This is a genomic window from Streptomyces sp. NPDC029466, assembly GCF_055574515.1.
In genome coordinates, this window is the sequence record NZ_JBVHZH010000044.1 from 1 (window position 1) to 22,359 (window position 22,359).

19 protein-coding genes are annotated in these 22,359 nt (G+C 73.0%); 12 read left to right on the plus strand and 7 right to left on the minus strand.

Translation table 11 applies throughout. The features are described from left to right. The first annotated feature begins 128 nt into the window (after positions 1–128). Complete coding sequence (locus ACZ4XD_RS28705; RefSeq protein ID WP_468046792.1) at positions 129–1,193, plus strand: ABC transporter ATP-binding protein; 1,065 nt, start codon at positions 129–131, stop codon at positions 1,191–1,193. Further along, positions 1,180–2,058 carry an ABC transporter permease gene (locus ACZ4XD_RS28710; protein ID WP_468046794.1) on the plus strand — a complete coding sequence of 293 codons (879 nt, stop codon included), beginning with the start codon at positions 1,180–1,182 and terminating at the stop codon, positions 2,056–2,058. Before ACZ4XD_RS28705 ends, ACZ4XD_RS28710 begins: the two co-directional genes overlap by 14 nt. Here the strand turns inward: ACZ4XD_RS28710 and rarD are convergent. From rarD to ACZ4XD_RS28745, 7 genes are all read right to left on the minus strand, one after another. Further along, complete coding sequence (rarD, locus tag ACZ4XD_RS28715) at positions 2,048–3,076, minus strand: EamA family transporter RarD (RefSeq protein WP_468046796.1); 1,029 nt, start codon at positions 3,074–3,076, stop codon at positions 2,048–2,050. The genes ACZ4XD_RS28710 and rarD overlap by 11 nt on opposite strands. 122 nt (positions 3,077–3,198) lie before the next feature. Then, entirely contained in the window at positions 3,199–4,083 is an 885-nt protein-coding gene (locus ACZ4XD_RS28720) for an SDR family oxidoreductase (protein ID WP_468046798.1), read from the minus strand. Between the two features lie 261 nt (positions 4,084–4,344). Continuing rightward, a complete protein-coding gene (locus ACZ4XD_RS28725) occupies positions 4,345–5,439 on the minus strand; it encodes a 2-oxoacid:ferredoxin oxidoreductase subunit beta (protein ID WP_450732093.1) in 1,095 nt (364 codons plus the stop codon). Beyond that, on the minus strand, positions 5,432–7,384 hold the full coding sequence (locus tag ACZ4XD_RS28730; RefSeq protein ID WP_468046800.1) for a 2-oxoacid:acceptor oxidoreductase subunit alpha: 1,953 nt from the start codon (positions 7,382–7,384) through the stop codon (positions 5,432–5,434). The genes ACZ4XD_RS28725 and ACZ4XD_RS28730 overlap by 8 nt, the downstream gene beginning before the upstream one ends. 295 nt (positions 7,385–7,679) lie before the next feature. Then, complete coding sequence (locus ACZ4XD_RS28735; protein ID WP_468046879.1) at positions 7,680–8,339, minus strand: LuxR C-terminal-related transcriptional regulator; 660 nt, start codon at positions 8,337–8,339, stop codon at positions 7,680–7,682. A 200-nt stretch (positions 8,340–8,539) separates the two neighbouring features. Beyond that, positions 8,540–9,853, minus strand: a complete 1,314-nt coding sequence (locus ACZ4XD_RS28740) for a sensor histidine kinase (RefSeq protein WP_468046802.1) — start codon at positions 9,851–9,853, stop codon at positions 8,540–8,542. A 268-nt stretch (positions 9,854–10,121) separates the two neighbouring features. After that, positions 10,122–11,429: a sensor histidine kinase gene (locus tag ACZ4XD_RS28745; protein ID WP_468046804.1), complete on the minus strand. Its 1,308-nt coding sequence runs from the start codon at positions 11,427–11,429 to the stop codon at positions 10,122–10,124. Positions 11,430–11,651: 222 nt separating this feature from the next. On the opposite strand from ACZ4XD_RS28745, the gene ACZ4XD_RS28750 reads away from it, so the two are divergent. The 10 genes from ACZ4XD_RS28750 (at position 11,652) to ACZ4XD_RS28795 (ending at position 22,333) form a co-directional block, all read left to right on the plus strand. Continuing rightward, positions 11,652–12,773 carry a ubiquitin family protein gene (locus ACZ4XD_RS28750; RefSeq protein ID WP_468046806.1) on the plus strand — a complete coding sequence of 374 codons (1,122 nt, stop codon included), beginning with the start codon at positions 11,652–11,654 and terminating at the stop codon, positions 12,771–12,773. A 689-nt stretch (positions 12,774–13,462) separates the two neighbouring features. Next, a complete protein-coding gene (locus ACZ4XD_RS28755; RefSeq protein WP_468046808.1) occupies positions 13,463–14,968 on the plus strand; it encodes a MinD/ParA family ATP-binding protein in 1,506 nt (501 codons plus the stop codon). A gap of 295 nt (positions 14,969–15,263) precedes the next feature. Further along, on the plus strand, positions 15,264–15,665 hold the full coding sequence (locus ACZ4XD_RS28760; RefSeq protein ID WP_018090942.1) for an NADH-quinone oxidoreductase subunit A: 402 nt from the start codon (positions 15,264–15,266) through the stop codon (positions 15,663–15,665). Further along, positions 15,656–16,312, plus strand: coding sequence for an NADH-quinone oxidoreductase subunit B (locus tag ACZ4XD_RS28765; RefSeq protein ID WP_468046810.1), 657 nt, complete (start codon positions 15,656–15,658; stop codon positions 16,310–16,312). The genes ACZ4XD_RS28760 and ACZ4XD_RS28765 overlap by 10 nt, the downstream gene beginning before the upstream one ends. After that, a complete protein-coding gene (locus ACZ4XD_RS28770; protein ID WP_468046812.1) occupies positions 16,309–17,784 on the plus strand; it encodes an NADH-quinone oxidoreductase subunit C in 1,476 nt (491 codons plus the stop codon). The genes ACZ4XD_RS28765 and ACZ4XD_RS28770 overlap by 4 nt, the downstream gene beginning before the upstream one ends. Then, complete coding sequence (locus ACZ4XD_RS28775) at positions 17,781–18,749, plus strand: complex I subunit 1/NuoH family protein (RefSeq protein ID WP_387240580.1); 969 nt, start codon at positions 17,781–17,783, stop codon at positions 18,747–18,749. The genes ACZ4XD_RS28770 and ACZ4XD_RS28775 overlap by 4 nt, the downstream gene beginning before the upstream one ends. Beyond that, positions 18,746–19,357 carry a NuoI/complex I 23 kDa subunit family protein gene (locus ACZ4XD_RS28780; RefSeq protein ID WP_468046814.1) on the plus strand — a complete coding sequence of 204 codons (612 nt, stop codon included), beginning with the start codon at positions 18,746–18,748 and terminating at the stop codon, positions 19,355–19,357. The genes ACZ4XD_RS28775 and ACZ4XD_RS28780 overlap by 4 nt, the downstream gene beginning before the upstream one ends. Then, complete coding sequence (locus ACZ4XD_RS28785; RefSeq protein ID WP_468046816.1) at positions 19,354–19,977, plus strand: NADH-quinone oxidoreductase subunit J family protein; 624 nt, start codon at positions 19,354–19,356, stop codon at positions 19,975–19,977. Before ACZ4XD_RS28780 ends, ACZ4XD_RS28785 begins: the two co-directional genes overlap by 4 nt. After that, positions 19,977–20,339 carry an NADH-quinone oxidoreductase subunit NuoK gene (gene nuoK, locus ACZ4XD_RS28790; protein ID WP_468046818.1) on the plus strand — a complete coding sequence of 121 codons (363 nt, stop codon included), beginning with the start codon at positions 19,977–19,979 and terminating at the stop codon, positions 20,337–20,339. The genes ACZ4XD_RS28785 and nuoK overlap by 1 nt, the downstream gene beginning before the upstream one ends. Further along, positions 20,336–22,333: an NADH-quinone oxidoreductase subunit 5 family protein gene (locus ACZ4XD_RS28795; RefSeq protein WP_468046820.1), complete on the plus strand. Its 1,998-nt coding sequence runs from the start codon at positions 20,336–20,338 to the stop codon at positions 22,331–22,333. Before nuoK ends, ACZ4XD_RS28795 begins: the two co-directional genes overlap by 4 nt. Positions 22,334–22,359: the final 26 nt, after the last annotated feature.

The window sequence follows — 22,359 nt, forward strand, 5'->3', positions numbered from 1 at the left end:
CCCCCCCCCCCCCCCCCCCCCCCCCCCCCCCCCCCCCCCCCCCCCCCCCCCCCCCCCCCCCCCCCCCCCCCCCCCCCCCCCCCCCCCCCCCCACCGCCCGTGGGCCTTCCGTACGACAGGGGGAACCGATGCCGGCACCGCCCGCTCCGGGGCCCGACCGGATGCGCCGGCCCGTCGACGGGCCCGGGGCCATGCCCGCACCCGCCGGGGAGTGGGCGATCGAGACCCAGGGGCTGACCAAGGCGTACGGCGGCGGGCGGCTCGCCGTCGACGGCCTCGATCTGGCCGTACCGCGCGGCAGCGTCTTCGGCTTCCTCGGCCCCAACGGCTGCGGCAAGACCACGACCATCCGCATGCTGATGGGCCTGATCGAGCCGACCGCCGGCCGCGCCCGGGTGCTCGGGCAGCCGATGCCCGCCGCGGGCCGCCGGGTGCTGCCCCGGGTCGGTGCGCTCATCGAGGGCCCGGCGCTCTACGGCTTCCTCAGCGGGCGGGACAACCTCCGCCGGTTCGACGCCGCCGACCCGGCCGCCGATCCCCGGACCCGCGAGGCAAGGGTCGGCCGGGCGCTGGAGCGGGTGGGTCTGGCCGCGGCGGCCGGCAAGAAGGCGCGCGCCTACTCACTCGGTATGAAGCAGCGCCTCGGTCTGGCCGCGGCCCTGCTCCAGCCCCGTGAGCTGCTGGTGCTCGACGAGCCCACCAACGGTCTGGACCCCCAGGGCATGCGGGAGATCCGGGCCCTGGTCCGCGAACTGGCCGCGGACGGTACGACCGTCTTTCTCTCCTCGCACCTCCTCGACGAGATCGAGCAGGTCTGCACCCATGCCGCGGTGATGGCCCGCGGCCGGCTGCTCACCCAGGGCACGGTCGCCGACCTCTCCGCCACGGTCCTCGGCCCGCACGGCCCCGCCGGACTCACGGTCACCACGCCCGACACCGCGGAGGCAGCCCGGGTGCTGACGGAGTGCGGGGTGACCGGTGTGGAGGTCACCGGTGACCGGGTGACGGGCGAACTCCCGCCCCCGGACGCCCCCCTGGGCGGGGCGAAGGACGGGGCACCACGGGAGGTCGCGGAGCTCAATGCCGCGCTGGTGCACGCCGGTGTGCGGGTCCGCGGCTTCGGCACGGCGCGCCCCTCCCTGGAGGATGTCTTCGTGGCGCTGACCGGGGAGGGCTTCGATGTCGCGGGCTGAGGCGGTGGCGCGGGCGCCACGGCCGCTGTGGTCGCTGGGGCTGCTGCGCAGCGAGATCGCCATGACCTTCCGGCGCTGGCGCACCCTCGCGCTGCTGGCGGTGCTCGCGGGCGTACCGGTCCTGGTCGGTGTCGCCGTGCGGATCGAGACCGGCGACGGCGGGCCGGATGGTGGTGGAGGTGGCGGCGGGGGCGGCCCGGCCTTCCTTTCCCAGGTCACCCACCACGGCCTCTTCCTGGTCTTCGCCTCGCTCGCGGTGACCCTGCCGTTCTTCCTGCCGATGTCCGTCGGCGTGATCGCGGGCGACTCCCTCGCCGGCGAGGCGCACGGCGGGACGCTGCGCTACCTCCTGGTCGCCCCCGCGGGCCGTACCCGTCTGCTGCTGGTCAAATACGCCACGACCCTGACGTTCTGCCTGGTGAGCACCCTGATCGTGGCGCTCTCCGCCTTGGCGACCGGCGCGCTGCTCTTCCCCCTGGGCGAGGTCACCCTGCTCTCGGGCACCTCGGTGTCCTTCGGCGAGGGGCTGCTGCGGGCACTGGCCATAGCGGTCGCGGTGGCGGTGTCCCTGGCCGGGGTGGCCGCCATCGGCCTGTTCGTCTCGACGCTCACCACCAGCGGTATCGCGGCCATGGCGACCACGGTCGGCCTGCTGATCACCGTGCAGATACTGGACTCGCTCCCGCAGCTGCACGCCCTCCAGCCCTACCTCTTCCCGCACTACTGGCTGTCCTTCGCGGACCTGCTCCGCGACCCCGTCTACTGGGACCAGCTGGAGAAGAACCTCGGCCTCCAGGCGCTGTATGCCGTGGTGTTCGGCTCGGCGGCCTGGGCGCGCTTCACCACCCGGGACATCACTGCGTGAGGCCGGGCGGCCGCGGCGTCCCCGGCTGTTCCGTGGTGTGCGGCGCCGCCGCGGCGGCCGGGGTCGCGTCCGCGGCCGCTTCCGGGGGAGGTGCCGCCGAGGCCGCCTGGGCCGCGGCCTCGGCCAGCGCCGCCCGCGCCCGCCCCGCGGTCCGCAGTGCGTCCCAGGTCAGCACCGCCAGCGCCAGCCACACCAGCGCGAACCCGGCCCAGCGCTCCGGCGGCATCGTCTCGTGGAAGACCGTGAGCCCCAGCAGGAACTGGAAGCTCGGCGCCAGATACTGGAGCATCCCGATCATCGTCAGCGGCAGCCGCACGGCCGAGGCGCCGAAGCAGATCAGCGGCACCGCCGTCGCGACCCCGCAGGCCGACAGCAGCAGTGCCTGGCCCACCCCGGTGGTGAAACTGGCCTCGCCACGCAGGCCGAGGAAGACCAGAAAGCCCAGCGCGGGCAGCAGCTGGAGGGCCGTCTCGGCGCTGAAGCCCTCGATCCCGTCGAGCTTGATGCCCTTCTTGACCAGGCCGTACGTCGCGAACGAGAAGGCCAGCGCGAGCGCGATCCAGGGCATCCGGCCGTAGGCGACGGTCATCACCAGGACGGCCAGCGCGCCGGTCCCCACCGCTGCCCACTGGAGCGGACGCAGCCGTTCGCGCAGCACCAGGACGCCGAAGGCGATGCTGACCAGCGGATTGATGAAGTAGCCGAGCGATGCCTCCAGGACGTGCCCGGAGTTGACCGCCCAGATGTAGAGGAACCAGTTCGCCGAGATCACCAGGGTGCAGAGCAGGATCAGCCCGAGCGGCCGGGGCTGCCGCAGCAGCGGGCCGATCCACGACCAGCGGCGGAGCACGGCCAGGAGGACGACCGCGACGGGCAGCGACCACACCATGCGGTGGGCCAGGATCTCGGACGGCGCGGCGTCGTCCAGCAGCCGCCAGTAGAGCGGCAGCAGGCCCCACATGGTGTAGGCGGCGATGCCGTAGGCGAGTCCGGTGCGCTGATCGCTTCGAGGCTGCAAGGGGACCCTCCTGGTGGTGCCGTGACGCCCTGGTGAACGTAGCGCCGCCCGGACCGCCTGTCATGCCCGTCTTGCCATACGGTCATGACGGTCCACAGGGGCGGCGCTCCGGTGGGCCCCCTTCAGGTGGGCAGCCCGTGCGGACCCTCCAGTCCCTTCAGTGCCTCCGCGATCGCCTCGGCGATCGGGGTGGTCGGCCGGCCGATGAGCCGGGACAGCTCGCCTGGCGTCGCGGACAGCTCGCCACGGGCGATCCCGGCGTCCGCGTCGGCGACCAGCCGGGCACCCAGCGCCGGTACGCCCGCCTCCACCAGCAGCGCCGCATACTGCTCCGGCGGCAGATCGCGGTACGCGATGCGCCGGCCGGTCTGCCGCGAGACCTCGGCCGCGTACTCGGCCATCGTCCAGGCGGTGTCGCCGCTCAGCTCGTAGACCGTGTTCTCGTGGCCGCTGCCGGTGAGCACGACGGCGGCCGCCTCGGCGTAGTCCCGGCGCGCGGCGGTGGCCACCCGGCCCCCGTCCGCGCTGCCCACGACGGCGCCGGTGCTGAGGGTGGTGGCGAGCGCGCCCGTGTAGTTCTCGTGGTACCAGCCGTTGCGCAGCAGGCAGTACGGCACCCCGGACGCGAGCAGCGCCTGCTCGGTGGCGAGGTGCTCCTCGGCGATGGAGAACGTGGCCGTCGGCCCGCCGAGCACGCTGGTGTACGCCAGCAGCCCGACGCCCGCCTCCCGCGCGGCGTCGATGACGGTGCGGTGCTGGGTGAGGCGCTGTCCCGCCTCGTTCCCGGAGATGAACAGCACCCGGTCACCGGCCGCGAAGGCGCCCTGGAGGGTGTCGGGGCGGCTGTAGTCCGCGGTCTTGATCTCCACCCCGCGGGCCGCGAGGCCGGCGGCCTTCGCCCGGTCGCGGGCGAGGGCGGTGATCTCGCCCGGTGTGGTGCGCCGGAGCAGTTCCTCGATGACGAGCCGGCCGAGTGCCCCGGTGGCGCCGGTGACGACGAAGCTCATGAGTACCCCCTGTGGGCGTCGCTGGCTGAGGACCCGACCGTACGCCTGCGCTAAACGATCGTCTATGACGGATGTACGGATACGGAGAGCTGCTACGGGATCCTCTTCAGCATCGCCCGGCGGCGCGGCACCGGCACGGCGCAGCGAAGGGGCGGCCTGCCGCGAGCACGGCCCACAACGAACGGGTGCCTCCAAAACGAACGGGTGCCTCCAAGAGCGCCGTAAGACGCTCCCGGAGGCACCCGTGTCGGCACCGGTCGGTCAGCCGACGACCGTCCAGGTGTCGTTGCCGGTCAGCAGGGCGGCGAGGTCGCCCTTGCCCTTCTGCTCGATGGCGGCGTCCAGCTGGTCGGACATCAGGGTGTCGTAGACCGGCCGGTCGACGCTGCGCAGCACACCGATGGGGGTGTGGTGGAGGGTGTCGGCGTCGGCGAGCCGGGAGAGCGCGAAGGCCGTCGTGGGCGAGGGGTTGTGGGCGTCGTGGACCAGCACCCCGCCCGTGCCCTCCTCCCGGACGTCGATGACCTTGAGGTCGCCGGTGGCCGGGTCGCGGACCACGCCCTTGGAGCCGAAGCCGTCGGGGGCCAGCGCGCCGAAGCGGATCGGCTGCCCGTGCTCCAGCCGGATCACCGCCTCCTCGGCCTGCTCCTTGTCCTTGAGGACCTCGAAGGCGCCGTCGTTGAAGATGTTGCAGTTCTGGTAGATCTCCACCAGGGCCGTGCCGGGGTGGGCGGCGGCCTCGCGCAGTACCGAGGTGAGGTGCTTGCGGTCGGAGTCGACGGTGCGGGCCACGAAGGACGCCTCGGCGCCGAGCGCCAGCGAGACCGGGTTGAACGGCGCGTCCAGCGAGCCCATCGGCGTCGACTTGGTGATCTTGCCGACCTCGGAGGTGGGGCTGTACTGGCCCTTGGTCAGACCGTAGATCCGGTTGTTGAACAGCAGGATCTTGAGGTTGACGTTGCGCCGCAGGGCGTGGATGAGGTGGTTGCCGCCGATGGACAGCGCATCGCCGTCGCCCGTGACGACCCAGACGGACAGATCGCGCCGCGAGGAGGCCAGGCCGGTGGCGATGGCCGGGGCGCGGCCGTGGATGGAGTGCATCCCGTAGGTGTTCATGTAGTACGGGAAGCGGGAGGAGCAGCCGATGCCGGAGACGAAGACGATGTTCTCCTTCGCCAGGCCGAGTTCGGGCATGAAGCCCTGCACGGCGGCGAGGACGGCGTAGTCACCGCAGCCGGGGCACCAGCGCACTTCCTGATCGGACTTGAAGTCCTTCATGGACTGCTTGGCGTCGGCCTTGGGCACCAGGGAGAGCGCCTCGATCTGCGAGGGCCTCTCCGAGATCGCCTCAGTCATTGATGGCCTCCTTAAAGACCTCCGCGAGCTGCTCGGCCTTGAACGGCATTCCGCTGACCTGGGTGTGCGAGTGCGCGTCGACGAGGTACTTGGCGCGCAGCAGAGTGGCGAGCTGTCCGAGGTTCATCTCCGGCACGATCACCTTGTCGTAACGCGCCAGGACCTCGCCGAGATTCCGCGGGAAGGGGTTGAGATGGCGCAGATGGGCCTGCGCGATGCGGTCTCCCCCGCGCCGGACGCGCCGGACCGCCGCGGTGATCGGTCCGTACGTCGAACCCCAGCCCAGGGCGAGGGTCCGGGCGCCCTGGCCGCTCTCGTCGGCCGGGTCGTCGACCTCGAGGTCGGGCACCTCGACGCCGTCCACCTTCGCCTGGCGGGTGCGCACCATGAAGTCGTGGTTGGCGGGGTCGTAGGAGATGTTGCCGGTGCCGTCCTGCTTCTCGATGCCGCCGATGCGGTGCTCAAGACCCGGCGTGCCCGGCACGGCCCAGGGGCGGGCCAGCGTCTGCTCATCGCGCTTGTACGGCCAGAACACCTCGGTGCCGTCCGCCAGCTGGTGGTTGGTGCCGGAGGCGAACTGGACCCGCAGATCGGGGAGTTCCTCGATGTCGGGGATCCGCCACGGCTCGGAGCCGTTGGCCAGATAGCCGTCGGAGAGCAGGAAGACGGGGGTGCGGTAGGTGAGCGCGATACGGGCCGCGTCCAGCGCCGCGTCGAAGCAGTCGGCGGGCGTCTTCGGCGCCACGATCGGCACCGGCGCCTCGCCGTTGCGGCCGTACATCGCCTGGAGCAGGTCGGCCTGCTCGGTCTTCGTCGGCAGTCCCGTCGAGGGCCCGCCGCGCTGGATGTCCACGATCAGCAGCGGCAGCTCCAGGGACACCGCCAGACCGATGGTCTCCGACTTCAGCGCCACACCGGGGCCGGAGGTGGTGGTCACCGCCAGCGCGCCGCCGAAGGCCGCGCCCAGCGCCGCGCCGATACCGGCGATCTCGTCCTCCGCCTGGAACGTCCGCACACCGAAGTTCTTGTGCTTGGACAGCTCGTGCAGGATGTCGGAGGCCGGGGTGATGGGGTACGAGCCCAGATACAGCGGCAGATCCGCCTGCCGGCCCGCCGCGATCAGCCCGTAGGACAGCGCGAGATTCCCGGAGATATTGCGGTAGGTGCCGGTGGGGAAGTCCTTCGTGGCCGGTGCGACCTCGTAGGAGACGGCGAAGTCCTCCGTCGTCTCGCCGAAGTTCCAGCCCGCCCGGAACGCGGTGACGTTCGCCTCCGCGATGTCCGGCTTCTTGGCGAACTTCGCCCGAAGGAACTTCTCGGTGCCCTCGGTCGGCCGGTGGTACATCCACGACAGCAGGCCCAGCGCGAACATGTTCTTGCTGCGCTCGGCCTCCTTGCGGGAGAGCCCGAACTCCTTGAGCGCCTCGATCGTCAGCGTGGTCAGCGGCACCGGGTGGACGTTGTAGGCCTCCAGCGAGCCGTCCTCCAGCGGGCTGGTGGCGTAGCCGACCTTCGCCATCGGGCGCTTGGTGAACTCATCGGTGTTGACGATGATGTCCGCGCCCCGCGGGACATCGGCGAGGTTCGCCTTCAGCGCGGCGGGGTTCATCGCGACCAGCACATTCGGTGCGTCACCGGGCGTGAGGATGTCGTGGTCGGCGAAGTGCAGCTGGAAGCTGGAGACGCCCGGCAGGGTCCCGGCAGGGGCCCGGATCTCGGCGGGGAAGTTGGGCAGCGTCGACAGGTCGTTGCCGAATGACGCCGTCTCGGAGGTGAACCGGTCGCCGGTGAGCTGCATGCCGTCACCGGAGTCACCGGCGAACCGGATGATCACCCGGTCCAGACGTCGGACTTCTTTGCCATCGCCCCCGTTGCCGGACGCGCGTTGTTCCCCGACAAGCGCTGCGTCGGTCTGCTCGGCTGGGCTACTGACCTGGCTGGTCACTGCTTCGGACCTCCCTCGAGGGGTGCGGCGTCCCCGCCGGAGGCAGGGCTCGGGACCTGTCATACCGACCGGTTGTCCCATAACCATCGTACGTGGGTAAGGGTGACCTTCCTTGGGTCGATCGCATAATGGACGTCAATGTGAGATAGCGCTCTGGTGCGGTTTGTCATGAAATCACCGCCCCCGTGACCCCGTTCTTCATGACGCTCCGGACTCCTCCATTGGTTCTACGTCCAAAGCCCTGGTCCTGCGCGGAAAACACCTCGAACAGCCCATCTGGCAGAGTGTCAGGTCCTCAGGAGTTGAGATAGGTGAGCACCGCAAGCACTCTGCGGTGATCCCCGTCACTCTGCGCCAGGCCCAGTTTCGAAAAGATATTGCTGACGTGTTTCTCGACCGCACCGTCGCTGACCACCAGCTGCCGGGCGACCGCGGAGTTCGTCCGGCCCTCGGCCATCAGCCCCAGCACCTCCCGCTCCCGGGGGGTCAAACGGTCCAGCACATCCTGCTTACGGCTGCGGCCCAGCAGCTGGGCGACCACCTCCGGGTCCAGTGCGGTCCCGCCCCCGGCCACCCGGACCACCGCGTCGACGAACTCCCGCACCTCGGCCACCCGGTCCTTGAGCAGATAGCCGATACCCCGGCTCGAACCGGCCAGCAGCTCCGTGGCGTACTGCTCCTCGACGTACTGCGAGAGGACCAGCACGCCGAGGCCCGGGTGGTCCCGGCGCAGCCGGATCGCGGCCCGCACCCCTTCGTCGGTGTGCGTCGGCGGCATCCGTACGTCCGCCACCACCACATCCGGCAGCGCCCCCTCGTCCGCCAGCTCCCCGATCACCTTGATCAGCGCCTCGCCGTCCCCCACACCGGCCACGACCTCGTGTCCCCGGTCGGTGAGCAGCCTGGTCAGGCCCTCCCGGAGCAGCACCGAATCCTCGGCGATGACCACCCGCACCTTGTCCTCCACGGCTCAGATCCCCCCATGCGTCACCCCGTCCCGCCCCTGCCGGAGCCCAGCATCCCAGCATCCGGACGGAAGCGAGCCGGGTGAGGGGGTTCCGGGGTGCAGACAGGGGTCCGAGGGGCGCCGGGTGCGGGGGTGGGGCTGGGCCCCGGCGGTGCCGACCCGGCGGCGTGCTCAGTGTCGTCCGGTGGTCATCCGCGCCACGGCAGCTCGGCGGTGATGCAGGTCGGGCCGCCGGTCGGGGAGTCCACTATCAGCAGGCCGTCGACGGCAGCGAGGCGTTCGGCGAGGCCGGCCAGGCCGGTGCCGCTCTCCGTGTGCGCACCGCCCTGCCCGTTGTCCGCGACCAGCACCATGAGCCGGTCGGCGGTGCACCAGACGTCGAGCGTGGCGCTGGTGGCCCGGGCGTGCTTGGAGATGTTCTGGAGCAGCTCGGAGGCGGTGAAGTAGGCGATGCCCTCGATCGCCGCGGCGGGCCGGCGGTCCAGATCCACGGTCACCGTCACCGGAACCGTGCACCGCGCGGACAGTGCCGACAGCGCCGGGCCGAGGCCCCGGTCGGTGAGGATCGCCGGATGGATGCCGCGGGCCAGGTCACGCAGCTCCTGGAGTGCGGTCTTCACCTCGCCGTGCGCCTCGTCCACCATCTTGGCCGCCGCCTCCGGGTCCGCCGCCAGCTTCTCCTTGGCCAGACCCAGGTCCATGGCGAGGGCCACCAGTCGCGCCTGGGCACCGTCGTGCAGATCGCGCTCGATGCGCCGCAGGTCGGCCGCCGCGGTGTCCACCACCACCCCACGGTCCGACTCCAGCTGCGACACCCGGGTGGCGAGCAGGGAGGGCCCCAGCAGGCCGTGGACCATGACCCGGTCGACCTGCGTCAGCCCGTGGATCACCCACGGCCCGGCCAGGACCAGCAGCAGCCCGAACCCGCAGGTCAACCCGATCTCCGCCGGGGCGTCGAGATAGACGCCGTGGCCGGAGCCGTCATCCCACATCAGGGCGCTGGGCTGGTCGAGATACGCGGGAAACGTCCACCGCCACAGCGGATAGGTCAGCAGCACCCAGCCGACGGACCAGAACGTCAGCGAGAAGACGAGGGAAAAGATCGCCCACGGCATGTGCAGCAGGGAGTAGACGACGTGCCGCCAGGACGCACCGCTCTTCAGCACGGCCCCGACCCACCCCATCAGGCCCGGCTTGGAGGCCCGGGGCGGCTCCGGATCGGCGACCTCCAGCCCCAGCAGGGCACGGGCCCGCGCCCGCTCCAGACCGCCCAGCGCACGGCTGCCGGCCAGCCCGCCCGCCAGCACCGGGATGCCCAGGAACGTCACCAGCAGACCGGCGCCCAGCGCGAGCAGCGTTATTGCGTACGTGAACATCAGGACGGACATCGGAAGGCTGAGGAAGAGGTAGAGGAACTCCCGCCAGGTGCGCCCGGAGAACGGGGCGCGCAGCCCCACGGGCACCCGGGAGCCGCGAAGTCGCGGTGCGTATGCGGTATCCATCGTCTCGTCGTCCGTTCTGCCGGGCGCGGCCATGCCCTGTCGGCGCCGCTGTCTGCTTCGCCGCTCGGTGCGGCTTTTCCGCCATGACCAGCGTCCGCGACCGGCGCCCCCCGCACCATGAGGGTTCTCGCAGTCTTCGCCGGGGGTTATCCCCACCCCCGGACCTGCGGTCGACCGCAAGCGGCCGACCACGGCGGCCGTGCCGAACCGCCGTGCCGAACCGCCGCGCGGACCCGCAACCGCCCTACCCCGAGGGGCCGTTGCGCCCTCAGGCCCTCGCCCCGCCGCGCCGACGCGCGGCCCCGGCCCCGGCACCCCCGTCCCCGGCCCCGTCCCCCGTCCGCTCCCGCCACGGCAGTTCCGCCGTCACCCGCGTGGGTCCGCCCACCGGCGAATCCAGCACGAACAGCCCGTCCACCGACCCCAGCCGCTCGGCGAGCCCGGCCATCCCGCTGCCGCCGTCCAGCCGCGCCCCGCCCTTCCCGTTGTCCGACACCTGGATCAGCAGCCGTCCGCCCGCCCGCCGCCCACGGCCATCCCTGTCCGGGGCCCCTGCGGGCCCGCCCTCCTGGACGCGCCACACCTCGACGGACGCCTGCCGCGCCGCACTGTGCTTGGAGATGTTCTGCAGCAGCTCGGAGACGGTGAAGTAGACGATGCCCTCGATGGCGGGCGCGGGCCGCTCGGCCAGGTCCACGGTCGTCGTGACCGGCACCGTGCAGCGCCCGGCCAGCGAGGTCAGCGCGGGCCCCAGCCCCCGGTCGGTGAGGATCGCCGGATGGATGCCCCGGGCCAGATCCCGTAGCTCCTGGAGCGCCAGCTTCACCTCGCCGTGCGCCTCGTCCACCATCGCCGCCACGCTCTCGTCGGCCCGGCCCTCCAGCAGCTTCTCCTTCGCCAGTCCGAGCCCCATGGCGAGCGCCACCAGCCGGGCCTGTGCGCCGTCGTGCAGATCCCGTTCGATGCGCCGCAGATCGGCGGCCGCGGTGTCGCTGACCGTCACCCGGTCCGTCTCCAGCTCGGCGATCCGCCGCTCCAGCTCGTCGGACGGCGAGAGGAGCCCGCGCACCATCGCCCGGTCCACGTTGGTCAGCCAGCGTGCCACCCAGGGCAGCGCCGGCCACCCCAGGAAGAGCAGGACGAAGACGACCAGGAACGTGAGGAGGGACCACGGCAGCCGGATGAACGTGAACAGCGCATGCCGCCAGGCGACCGGATCCTTCAGACTCGCCCACAACCACGGCAGGAACCCCGGGTGCCGCGCCCGCAGCCGGCTCGGCTCCTCGACCCGCACCCCCAGCAACACCCGCGCCCGGCCCCGCTCCAGCCTCCCGTATTGCCGGCACGCCTGGAGCCCCGTGGCCAGCAGCGGCAGCGTGATCACGATGAGGGACAGCCCGATCCCCGCCACCACCCACACCATCAGCACCGCGAACGCCACGCATCCCAAAGGGAAGTTGGCCAGCAGATAGGCGATCTCCCGCCACGTCGCGCCGCTGAGCGGCGCTCTGGGCGGCGGTGGTGTGGCGCCGTCAAGGGCGTCCTCGGCAGCGCTGGGGCGGGAACTCTCCGTCATGCGCCCCAGCCTGCCCGGTGGCCGCCCGGGGTGCCATGGGGTAGTTGGGGGGACCGGGGTGGGGTTTGCCCCATTCCGCTCTTCGCTTGGAGCATCCCGCCGCAGGTCAAGGCGGTTGCGCCGGGGCGGGGCACAGTGCCTGTCCCGTTATCGGCGTGGTGGACACGGCGCGCCGACGGGACCGTAAGGTGTGGCGATGCACAACGGGAGGGGCGAGGGGCCATGGCGCGGGGCTACGACGGCCAGTTGCTGAAGCCGGATGACGTCGCAGGCCGGCCGGAGCCCGCCACACGGGACCTCGCCGACGCGGTGGCCGCCCCCCTCGACGTCCGCGGCTGGGGATGGGGCGAACGGAGCCGGGTCTGGGCGGCGGTGACGGCGAGTGTGCTGCTCGCGGCGATCACCGGGGCCTGCGCGGGCAGTTGGTACGCCAACGGGGACGCGGCCCTCTGGCTGGGTGTCGCCGCCGTCCTCGTCATCGCCGCGGGTGCCGCCGTCGGCGCGCTCGCCGCGCGGCACGGGCAGCAGGCCCCGGGAGCCGCCCTGTTGCTGCTCGGCGGGGTGTTCGGCGTGGCCGCGGCCTGGCAGGCGGCCCCGGGCGGTGCTGCGAGGCTCGCCGCCGTCGGACTCACCGTGGCGGCCGTGCTCGCGCTCCTCGGGCTCTGTACGGAGCTGGGGCGGGGCGGCCTGACCGGTGCCGGGGCGCTCGTGCTCGCGGTGGGCGCCTGGGAGCTGGGCCTGGCGCTGACCACCCCCGCACGTACGGGAGTTGTGCTCGGCTTCGTCTCCGTCCTCGTCCTGGGCCAGCTGCCGCGTCTCGCACTGCGGGGCGCCGGCCTGACCCGGCTCGACGATCTGCACTCCGGCGGTACGCCGGTCAGCCGGCACCAGGTGGCGGGCGCGCTGGGCGCCACCCACCGGGAGCTGTCCCCGGCCACCACGGTCGCGGCGGCCTCGGCCGGAGCGGCCGGGGTGCTCGCGGTACAGACACCCGGCCTCTGGACCGTGCTCGCCGCGGCGCTGCTGTGCGGCGTGCTGTGCTCACGGGCACGGGCCTATCCGCTGGCGGTGGAGGTCGCCGCGCTGCTGGCGGCCGGCCTGGCGGTCGGCGTACGGCTGGTGCTGCTCTGGGCCACCGACGGCGGGGCGGCGGCGCCCGCGCTGGTCGTGCTGGGCCTGCTGGCGGTGCTGCCGGTCGCGCTGCTCGCGGTGCGGATCCCGGCGCCCTCGCTCGCCCGGCTGCGGCGGTGGCTGGACCGTGCCGAGTCGGTGGCTGTAGTGGCGCTGATCCCGGTCACCCTCGGGGCCTTCGGGCTCTACGGCCTGCTGTTCGGCGCATCCTGACCCGGAGAGGCGGTGGAGCGGACATGTCATCGGCGGAGCGCGATCCGGCGCAAGCGGGAACGGGAGCGGAAGGGGGAGGGGGCGTGGACGCGGTGCAGGCGGTGAATCCGACTCCGGGGGCCTCTACGGCAGGGGAGTTGAGTGCGGCGGGAAATACGGGCGAGGGCGGCGAGTGGGGTATGACGGGCGAGGCGGGAGCGATGCGCGAGCCGGGGGCGATGCGCGAGTCGGGCGGCGGTCCGGCGGGGCAGGGGACGGCTCCGGGGGCGCCGGGGATGCCTGGGGGCATGCCTGGGGGCGGTCCGGTGTCGCTGAGTAAGCCGATGCCGGCCGCTGGGGCGACGCCGCACGCTGAGCCGATGCCTTCGGCTGGGGCGCCGTCGCACGCTGAGCCGATGCCTTCGGCTGGGATGACGCCTCCCGCTGAGCCGTTGCCTTCGGCTGCGCTGACGCCTCCCGCCGCTCCGGCGATGCCCGCCGCTGAGGCCCGGCCCGCCCCCACGCAGACCTCCGCACCGGCCCGGCCTTCCGGCCCCGCCGCTACGTCGCCCGGCCCCGCGTCACCCACCCCGCCGGCTTCCGCGCCGTCGACCCAAGGAGCGCCCGGCCCCGGAGCACCCGCCCAAGGAGTACCGGCCCCCGGAGCGCCCGCCCAAGGAGTACCCGCCCCCGGAGTACCCGCCCACGGAGTGCCCGCCCCCGCGCCGGCTCCCGGCCGCTACGGCCGGGCCGGGCTGCCGGCGCGGACGCCGCTCTCGGTGCCCCTGCTGCCGCCGGAACTGGCCGAGGGTCAGCCCCGGCCGCGTCGCGGCGACCCCGTGGCCCGGCGCGCGGGCCGCGCGCTGCGCAAGGTCTTCGCCTCGTCCCCGGCCGCCGAAACGGCCGCGGTCACCCAGGCCGCGCACGCCATCCAGCAGCCCGTGACCACGGGCCGGCAGATCGCCGTGTCCAGCATCCGGGGCGGCGCGGGGAAGTCCACCCTCGCCGCCCTGCTCGCGCTCACCTACGCGCACTACCGCTCCGACCCGGTGCTCGCCGTCGAGGCCGATCCGGCGCTCGGCACGCTGCCGCACCGGCTCGGCGCCCGCGAGGTGCGGTGGTCGGGCAGCGACCTGGCACAGATCGTCGAGCCATCGATGTTGATCACGGATCTGACCGGCTATCTCCTCCCGTTCGCGGGCGGCGGCTGGCTGCTGCCCGGTAGCCAGGGCGCCATCGGCACCCGGCTGGATCTCGACACCTACCGCGTGGTGATGACCTCGCTGCGGCGCCACTTCGCGGCCACCGTCGTGGACTGCGAGACGCTGCCCGCCGAAGTGGCGCGCACCGCGCTGGTGACCACCCAGGCGCGAGTGGTGGCGACCCCGGCGACCCCGGAAGGCGTGGCCGCCACCCGCTCCGTCCTGGACTGGGTCGGCGGGCTGCACTCCGGCCTGCTGCCCACCACGGTCGTCGTGCTCACCCACACCTCACCCGACAGCGGCGTCGACGTCCGCAGGGCCGCCGAACACCTGGGTGCCGGTGGTGCGGCGGTGCTGCCGCTGCCCTACGACCGGCATCTGGCGGCCGGCGGCGCCATCCGTACGGAGCTGCTCGGCGAACGGACGAGGGAGGCGGCGGCGCGCATCGCGGCCGAGGTGATGGACCGCGCGGTCTCACGGGAACCGGGCCGGCGGCAGCAGCAACGGCAGACGACGGTCCACCGGCCGGGACAGCCGCCGGTGTACGTCCCCGGGCAGGCGACGGTCCCCGCGCCACCCCAGGAACCCCAGCGGGCACAGGGGCACCCCGGCCCGCAAACTCAACCTCAGCCCCAGGCCGGCCCCCAGGCACAGGCACAACCTCAGGCCGGTCCGCAGCCGCAGGCACAGGCTCAGCCCCAGGCCGTTCCGCAGTCGCAAGCGCAGGCTCAGCCCCAGGCCGTTCCCCAGCCCCCGCACCAGCCCCAGCCCGCTCCCCAGTACTACCCGCCCCAGGCCACGCCTCCAGCGCCCGCACCGCACCAGCCCCCGCCGTACCCCCAGGCGCAGGCCGCCCCCACCCGGCCTCCTTCCCCGTCTTCGTCGCAGCCGCCGTCTCGAACCGTGCCCACGATGCCGGTGGCGGCGCCCCAGCCAGCCGCCGGCCCGGAAGCCACCGGCGCCCCCACCGCCCCCGACCTGCGCAGCCCGTTCGACGGAGGCCCGGTCCACTGACACACGGACCACTGACGCCCGGTCCACTGGCGCCCGGTCCGCTGGCACCCAGCCCTCCCCGGACCGTCTCCGCCCCACCGTCTCCGCCCCACCGTCCGTCCGGTCCGTGAGACAGGTTCTGAGACAACGGGGCGCTCTGTCTACGCTGCCGGCCACCCAGGAAGGGCGAAGTGGGGACAACCCCACCGGCCGCGACGATCCGGCTGCTCACCGCAGCCGGGGCAGGGCCTAGACTCCGGTCCGTACAGATCGTCGAAGTCGTTGAACAATCACAGTCAGGGAGCGAGGGGCGGACGTGTCGGACGCGACCGTACGGACCACCGTCGCCGCGGACTACTTCCAGGGCTACTCGGTCGTCGGGCTCATCGCCGTGATCGGTGTGCTCTTCGTCGCCGTGGCGTTCGGTGCCGGGCGGCTGCTGCGGCCCGTGGTACCGACGCCGGAGAAGCTGCTGACGTATGAGTGCGGTGTGGATCCGGTCGGTGAGGGCTGGGCGCACACCCAGGTCCGCTACTACGTCTACGCCTTCCTCTACGTCATCTTCGCCGTGGACTCGATCTTCCTGTTCCCCTGGGCAACGATCTTCGCCGCCCCCGGTTTCGGCGGCGTGACGCTGGTGGAGATGTTCATCTTCCTCGGCTTCCTCGCCGTCGGCCTGCTCTACGCATGGAAGAAGGGCGTCCTGGAATGGACGTGACCCCCGCCTCCAACGGCGCCGCGGCCGCGGGCGCCGCCCCCGAGTTCCTGCCGGAGCCGCGGCGCCTGGGCACCCTCGCGCGGCTCGCGCCCGAACCGATGAAGGTGGTCCTCAACTGGGGCCGCCGCTACAGCCTCTGGGTCTTCAACTTCGGCCTGGCCTGCTGTGCCATCGAGTTCATCGCCGCGTCCATGGCGCGCCACGACTTCATCCGGCTCGGCGTGATCCCGTTCGCGCCCGGCCCCCGCCAGGCCGACCTGATGGTCGTCTCCGGCACCGTCACCGACAAGATGGCGCCCGCGGTGAAGCGGCTCTACGAGCAGATGCCGGAGCCGAAGTACGTCATCTCCTTCGGGGCCTGCTCCAACTGCGGCGGCCCCTACTGGGACTCGTACTCCGTCACCAAGGGCGTCGACCAGATCATCCCGGTGGATGTGTACGTCCCGGGCTGCCCGCCGCGTCCGGAGGCGTTGCTCCAGGGCATCCTCAAGCTCCAGGAGAAGATCGCGCGCGAATCGCTGGGGGAGCGGTACGCGAAGGGCGGTGCCGCCCGGCCCTCGGCGGCCGCGCTGCGCAGCGGACTCGTCACACCGCCCGCGCCGCAGCCGGCGACTGCGCCGAAGCCGGCGGGGGAGGAGCCCCGATGACCGAGCAGCCCGAGCAGCAGCCGGGAACCCCAGAGCAGCAGCCGGAAAACTCCGGGCAGCAGCCGGAGACCTCCGGGCAGACCGCGGCGCCCGAGCAGTCGGCGACATCCGAGCGGTCGGCCGCGCCGGAGCAGTCGGCCGCGCCGGACCCGGGCGAGCAGCCCGAGCAGCCCCCGGCCGAGCAGCCCCCGGCCGAGCCCGTCGTCGGCTGGCTGCCGCGCCCGGCGAGCGAGATCTTCGGCCCCGGGGCCACCGCGGAGCTGGCGTACGACCTGCTGACCGTCGATGTCCCCGTCGACGGCTGGCTCACCGCGCTGACCGCCGCCCGCGACACCCTGGGGTGCAGCTTCTTCGACTGGCTGAGCGCCGTCGACGAGCCCGGCACCGGCTTCCGGATCTGTGCCCACCTCGCGGAGGTGGCGCGCCCCGGTACCGTCCACCGGCTGATCGTGCGGACGACCGTGCCGCACGACGCGGCCGCGCTGCCCACCGCCGTCGGCGTCTACGCGGGCGCGGGCTGGCACGAGCGGGAGACCCACGAGATGTTCGGGGTCGACTTCACCGGCCACCCGCACCTCGTACCGCTGCTGCTCCCGGAGAACTTCGAAGGGCACCCGCTGCGCAAGGACTTCGTGCTGGCGGCGCGGGTCGCCAAGGCGTGGCCCGGCGCCAAGGAGCCGGGCGAGTCCGAGCACGGCGGGCCCAAGCGGCGCCAGATGCTGCCCCCGGGCGTCCCGGACCCGAACGAGTGGGGCCCGCTGAAGGGCCAGTTGCCGCCCGCGCCCGCACGTCCGGCGCGGGGTGCACGGGCGGCCGGCGGCGCCGCGGGCGAGCGTCCGGCACGTCGTACCCGTACGGCGGCCGCGGGTTCGGCCGGCCAGCAGGCGGCGGCGGAGGGGACCGGAACTCCGGCGGCTCCGGCGCGGCCCGAGCGCCCGGCACGGCGTACCCGTTCGGTGAGCGAGGGGTCGGCCAGCCAGCAGCGAGCGGCGGCGGAGACGGCGGCCGCGGGGACGGCAGCCGCGGCGGAGACCGCGGCGGCCCCGGCCGCAGGGAGCCCGGCGACGGAAGCCCCGTCAAAGGGGACACCGGCCAAGGACGCCCCGACCCAGGAAGCGTCGACGAAGGATGCCCCGGCCAAGGACGCCCCGGCTCAGGACACCCCGCCCCCCACGACCCCGGAGAAGCCGGCGCCCCCGCGCTCCTCCGACGCCCCCTGGCACCACGCCCGCCCGGCCTTCGACGAGCCGGAGCGGACGGCGGAGCCTGGGAAGAAGCCGCAGAAGCCCGAGCCGGCGAAACCCGAACCGGAGAAGCCGGAAGCGAAACCCGAGCCGCAGAAGCCGGAAGCGAAGCCCGAGCCGGAGCCGACGGCCCCCCAGGACCCGGCGGCCACGCCGGACCCCGAGCCCACGGCCCCCCAGGACCAGCCCCCCACCCCCCAGGACCCGGCAGGAGGCGACACCCCATGAGCGACGCTCTGGACATCGCGCTGCGCCTGCTCGCCGTCTTCGCCGTCTTTCTGGTCTTCCCCCTGGTCATCGGGCAGACCGAGCACAAGGTCATGGCCCATATGCAGGGCCGTCTCGGACCGATGTACGCGGGCGGGTTCCACGGCTGGGCGCAGCTCGTCGCCGACGGTGTGAAGTTCGCGCAGAAGGAAGACATCGTGCCGGCCGGTGCCGACCGGCGGATCTTCCAGCTCGCGCCCGCCGTCGCGCTGCTCCCGTACCTCCTGGTCCTGGTCGCCATCCCGATAGGCCCGCACAACGCCGTGGGCCAGGCCCTGGACGCGGGGATCTTCTTCGTCCTCGCCGTCATGGGCGTCGGGGTGCTCGGCTCGCTGATGGCGGGCTGGGCCTCGGCCAACAAGTTCTCGCTGCTCGGCGGTCTGCGGACGGCCGCGCAGCTGCTGGCGTACGAGCTGCCGATGCTGCTCGCCGCGGCCTCCGTCGCGATGGCGGCGGGCACGCTCTCGCTGCCCGGCATCATCGAGGCGTTCCACTGGTGGTGGGTGCCCTGGCAGATCGTCGGCGGCGTGGTCTTCTTCACCGCCGGGCTCGCCGAGCTCCAGCGGCCGCCGTTCGATATGCCGGTCGCCGACTCGGAGATCATCTTCGGTGCGTACACCGAGTACACCGGACTGCGCTTCGCCCTCTTCCTCCTCGCCGAGTACGCGGGCATCGTCGTGCTCTGCGCGCTGACCTCCGTGCTCTTCCTGGGCGGCTGGCACGGCCCGTTCGGCGCCGACGGCCTGGGCTGGCTGTGGACCCTGCTGAAGACCGTGATCCTCGCCTTCGGCGTCATCTGGCTGCGGGTGACCTATCCGCGGCTGCGCGAGGACCAGCTGCAGAAGCTCGCCTGGACGGTCCTCATCCCGCTCGCCCTCGCCCAGATCGCCCTCACCGGCGTCGTCAAGGTGGTGATCTCGTCATGAGCTTCCCCGGTTCCGGCCTCGCCAAGGGGCTGGCCGTCACCCTGCGGACGATGACGAAACGATCGGTCACCGCGCAGTACCCGGACGTCCAGCCCGACCTCCCGCCCCGTACCCGTGGCGTCATCGGGCTGTTCGAGGAGAACTGCACGGTCTGCATGCTGTGCGCCCGGGAGTGCCCGGACTGGTGCATCTACATCGACTCCCACAAGGAGACGGTGCCGCCGGCCGCCCCCGGAGGCCGCGAGCGCAGCCGCAATGTGCTGGACCGCTTCGCGATCGACTTCGCGCTGTGCATGTACTGCGGTATCTGCATCGAGGTCTGCCCCTTCGACGCGCTCTTCTGGTCGCCGGAGTTCGAGTACGCCGAGACGGACATCCGCGAGCTGACCCACGAGCGCGACAGGCTCCGCGAGTGGATGTGGACGGTGCCCGAGCCGCCGGCGCTCGACCCGGCGGCCGAGGAGCCCAAGGAACTCGCCGCCGCCCACAAGGCCGCGGACAAGCTCGCCGCCCAGCAGGCGGCGGAGGCCGAGGCACAGGCCCAGGCCGAAGCCGCGGACCGGGGCGCGGACCAGGACCGACCGGAGACCCCAGGGGAGGGACAGTGACGCTCGCCGCCACCGCAGCCGGCCAGGGCTTCCTCTCGCCCACGGGCGTCGAGGTCGCCTTCGTCCTCGTCGGTATCGCCACCCTCGGCGCGGCCGTCATCACCGTCACCACCCGGCAGCTGGTGCACGCCGCCCTCTGGCTGGTCGTCGCCCTCGGTGGGATCGCCGTCGAATACCTCCTGCTCACGGCCGAGTTCATCGCCTGGGTGCAGGTGCTGATCTACGTCGGTTCGGTCGTCGTCCTGCTGCTCTTCGGGCTGATGCTCACCAAGGCGCCCATCGGCCGTTCCCCGGACGCCGATTCGGGCAACCGCTGGGCCGCGCTCGTGGTGGCCCTCGCCTCGGCCGCCGCCCTGGTCTGGGTCGTCGTGGACGCCTTCCGCGCCACCTGGATCAGCTTCGAGGGCGCCGCCCAGGGCTCCACCGAAGCCTCCGGACGCAGCCTCTTCCAGTACTGGGTGCTGCCCTTCGAGGCGCTGTCCGTGCTGCTGCTCGCCGCGCTCGTCGGGGCGATCGTGCTGTCCCGCAGGACGGGGGAGGGCAAGGCCGCGGCGGCCGACCTCAAGACCGGTGCCTCCCGCGGTCCCGCCGCCCCCGCCCCGCGAGAGGAGCAGCGCTGATGCATCTCGTCTATCCGGCCGTCCTCGCCGTCCTCCTCTTCTGCACCGGGCTGTACGGCGTGCTCGCCCGCCGCAACGCGATCCTGGTGCTGATGTCGGTCGAGCTGATGCTCAACGCCGTCAACCTCAACCTCGTCGCCTTCGACGTCTGGCTGCGCGACACCCTGCACACCGGCCAGGCGCTCACCCTCTTCACCATCGCCATCGCCGCCGCCGAGATCGGCATCGGGCTGGCGATCGTGCTGCTCGTCTACCGCAACCGCGGCAGCTCCGACATCGACCGGCTCCGTGACCTCGCCGAGCGGGCGGGCGCCGGGGACGGGGAACCGCAGCCGGACACCACGGCGGAGGCCGCCGCGTGACCCTCACCACCACCGCCGTTCTCGTTCCCCTCCTCCCCTTCCTCGGGGCCGCCGCCGGTCTCCTGCTGGGCCGCCGGGCGCCCGGATTCGTCCGGCCGCTGGCCGTGCTGCCGACGCTGGCCGCGGCCGTGCTCGCGGTGCTCGTCGCCGTCGGGCAGGGCACCGGCCCGGCGACCGACCTCGCCACCGAGCTCACCCCGACCGGCTCGATCCCCATCGACCTGGTCCTGCACCTCGACGGCTTCGCCGTGCTGATCGCCGTGGTGGTCGGTGTCGTGGCGACCTGTGTGCAGCTCTACTCCACCGGCTATCTGCGCAACGACCCGCGCTATGCCTCCTACGCCGCGCTGGTCTCGCTCTTCACCTCCGCGATGCTGCTGGTCGTCTACACCGGCGACCTGATGCTGCTGCTGGTCGGCTGGGAAGTCATGGGCATCTGCTCCTACTTCCTCGTCGGCCACTACTGGGAGACCGAGGCCGCCCGCGCCGCCTCCCTCAAGGCCTTCCTCGTCACCAAGCTCGGCGATGTCCCCTTCCTCTTCGGCATCTTCGCGCTGGCCGCCGACGCCGGGACTTTCCGCATCACCGGCATCCTCGGGACCGTGACCAGTGGCGGCCTGGACCATCCGACGCTGATCGCGCTGCTGCTGCTGGCCGGTGTCGCGGGCAAGTCGGCACAGTTCCCGCTGCACACCTGGCTCCCGGACGCGATGGCCGGCCCGACGCCCGTCTCGGCGCTGATCCACGCCGCGACGATGGTGGCGGCCGGTATCTATGTCGTGGCACGTCTCCTCCCCGTCTTCGCCGCCTCCGCGGCCGCGCTGGTGGTGATGGCCGTCATGGCCGCGGTCACCATGGTCGGCTCCGGTCTGGCCGCACTGGCCCAGGACGACATCAAGCGCGTCCTGGCCTATTCGACGGTCGGCCAGCTCGGCTACATGCTCGGCGCGCTGGCCGTCGGCGACCGCGGTGCCGCCGTCTTCCACCTCATCTCGCACGGTGCCTTCAAGGCCCTCCTCTTCCTCGGCGCGGGCGTGATCATCCACGCCGCGGGCACCAACTCGCTGGCCGCCATGTCCCGGATGAGCGGCCTGGCCCGGCGCATCCCGGACGCCTACTGGACCGTCACCGTCGCGCTGCTCGCGCTCGCCGCGATCCCCCCGTTCGCCGGCTTCTTCTCCAAGGAAGCCGTCCTGGGCGCCGCCGAGCACGCCGCCACCGGTGCGGCGCACGGCATCCCCGGCGCGGCCGGCTGGACCGTCCTGGTCTCCGGGCTGCTCACCGCCCTCCTCACCGCGGCCTACGCCACCCGCCTGTGGCTGCTGGCCTTCAAGGGCACCGGCGTCGAGGCCCCCGACCACGGCCCGCAGCCGGTCGTCATGAACGCCGTGCTGTGGGTGCTCTTCCTCCCCACCGTCGCGCTCGGCCTCGCCGCCCCCCTCCTGCCCGGCTGGTTCGACGGGCGTTCGCTCGCGCCGACCCTGACCACCTCCGTCCTGGGCACCGGTGTCGCCCTCGTCGGCGGCCTGGTCACCTATGCGGCCTGGCGGCACACCACCGCCCTGGCCGCCCGCACCCCCATCGGCGCGGTCGTCACCGACCCGGACGCCCCGCCCGGGCTCGCCGAGGAGACGGCCATCGCAACCCACGCCCCGGTCTACGGCAGCATCGCCGGCGCCCCGGACCCGGCCGACCCCGGCCGTCTCCTCCTCGGCCCGCTCCAGCCCCACGCCGCCGTCGGCTTCCACCTCGACGCCGTCTACTCCGTGCTGTTCGTCCGGCCCGTACGCGCCGCCGCCTCGCTCGTCCGCTTCCTGGACCGCGAGGTCGTCGACACCTACGTCAGCGGTGCCGCCGCCACCCCCCGGTGGCTGGGCGCCGCCGTCCGCCGCGCCCAGACCGGGAACGTGCAGACCTACCTCGGCGCACTGCTCGCGGGCTCGCTCGTGCTGGCCGTCGCCGCCGTCCTCGTCGCCACGGGCACGGGGGCCTGACCGTGCTGCCATCCCCCGGGGGCCGG

Bases quoted from the DNA above. Each gene is read 5' to 3' on its own strand.
- ACZ4XD_RS28710 (WP_468046794.1), top strand. From the start codon at position 1,180: ATGTCGCGGGCTGAGGCGGTGGCGCGGGCGCCACGGCCGCTGTGGTCG.
- ACZ4XD_RS28745 (WP_468046804.1), bottom strand. From the start codon at position 11,429: ATGACGGAGAGTTCCCGCCCCAGCGCTGCCGAGGACGCCCTTGACGGC.
- ACZ4XD_RS28725 (WP_450732093.1), bottom strand. From the start codon at position 5,439: ATGACTGAGGCGATCTCGGAGAGGCCCTCGCAGATCGAGGCGCTCTCC.
- ACZ4XD_RS28780 (WP_468046814.1), top strand. From the start codon at position 18,746: ATGAGCTTCCCCGGTTCCGGCCTCGCCAAGGGGCTGGCCGTCACCCTG.
- ACZ4XD_RS28750 (WP_468046806.1), top strand. From the start codon at position 11,652: ATGGCGCGGGGCTACGACGGCCAGTTGCTGAAGCCGGATGACGTCGCA.
- nuoK (WP_468046818.1), top strand. From the start codon at position 19,977: ATGCATCTCGTCTATCCGGCCGTCCTCGCCGTCCTCCTCTTCTGCACC.
- ACZ4XD_RS28765 (WP_468046810.1), top strand. From the start codon at position 15,656: ATGGACGTGACCCCCGCCTCCAACGGCGCCGCGGCCGCGGGCGCCGCC.
- ACZ4XD_RS28740 (WP_468046802.1), bottom strand. From the start codon at position 9,853: ATGGATACCGCATACGCACCGCGACTTCGCGGCTCCCGGGTGCCCGTG.
- ACZ4XD_RS28705 (WP_468046792.1), top strand. From the start codon at position 129: ATGCCGGCACCGCCCGCTCCGGGGCCCGACCGGATGCGCCGGCCCGTC.
- ACZ4XD_RS28775 (WP_387240580.1), top strand. From the start codon at position 17,781: ATGAGCGACGCTCTGGACATCGCGCTGCGCCTGCTCGCCGTCTTCGCC.
- ACZ4XD_RS28770 (WP_468046812.1), top strand. From the start codon at position 16,309: ATGACCGAGCAGCCCGAGCAGCAGCCGGGAACCCCAGAGCAGCAGCCG.
- ACZ4XD_RS28720 (WP_468046798.1), bottom strand. From the start codon at position 4,083: ATGAGCTTCGTCGTCACCGGCGCCACCGGGGCACTCGGCCGGCTCGTC.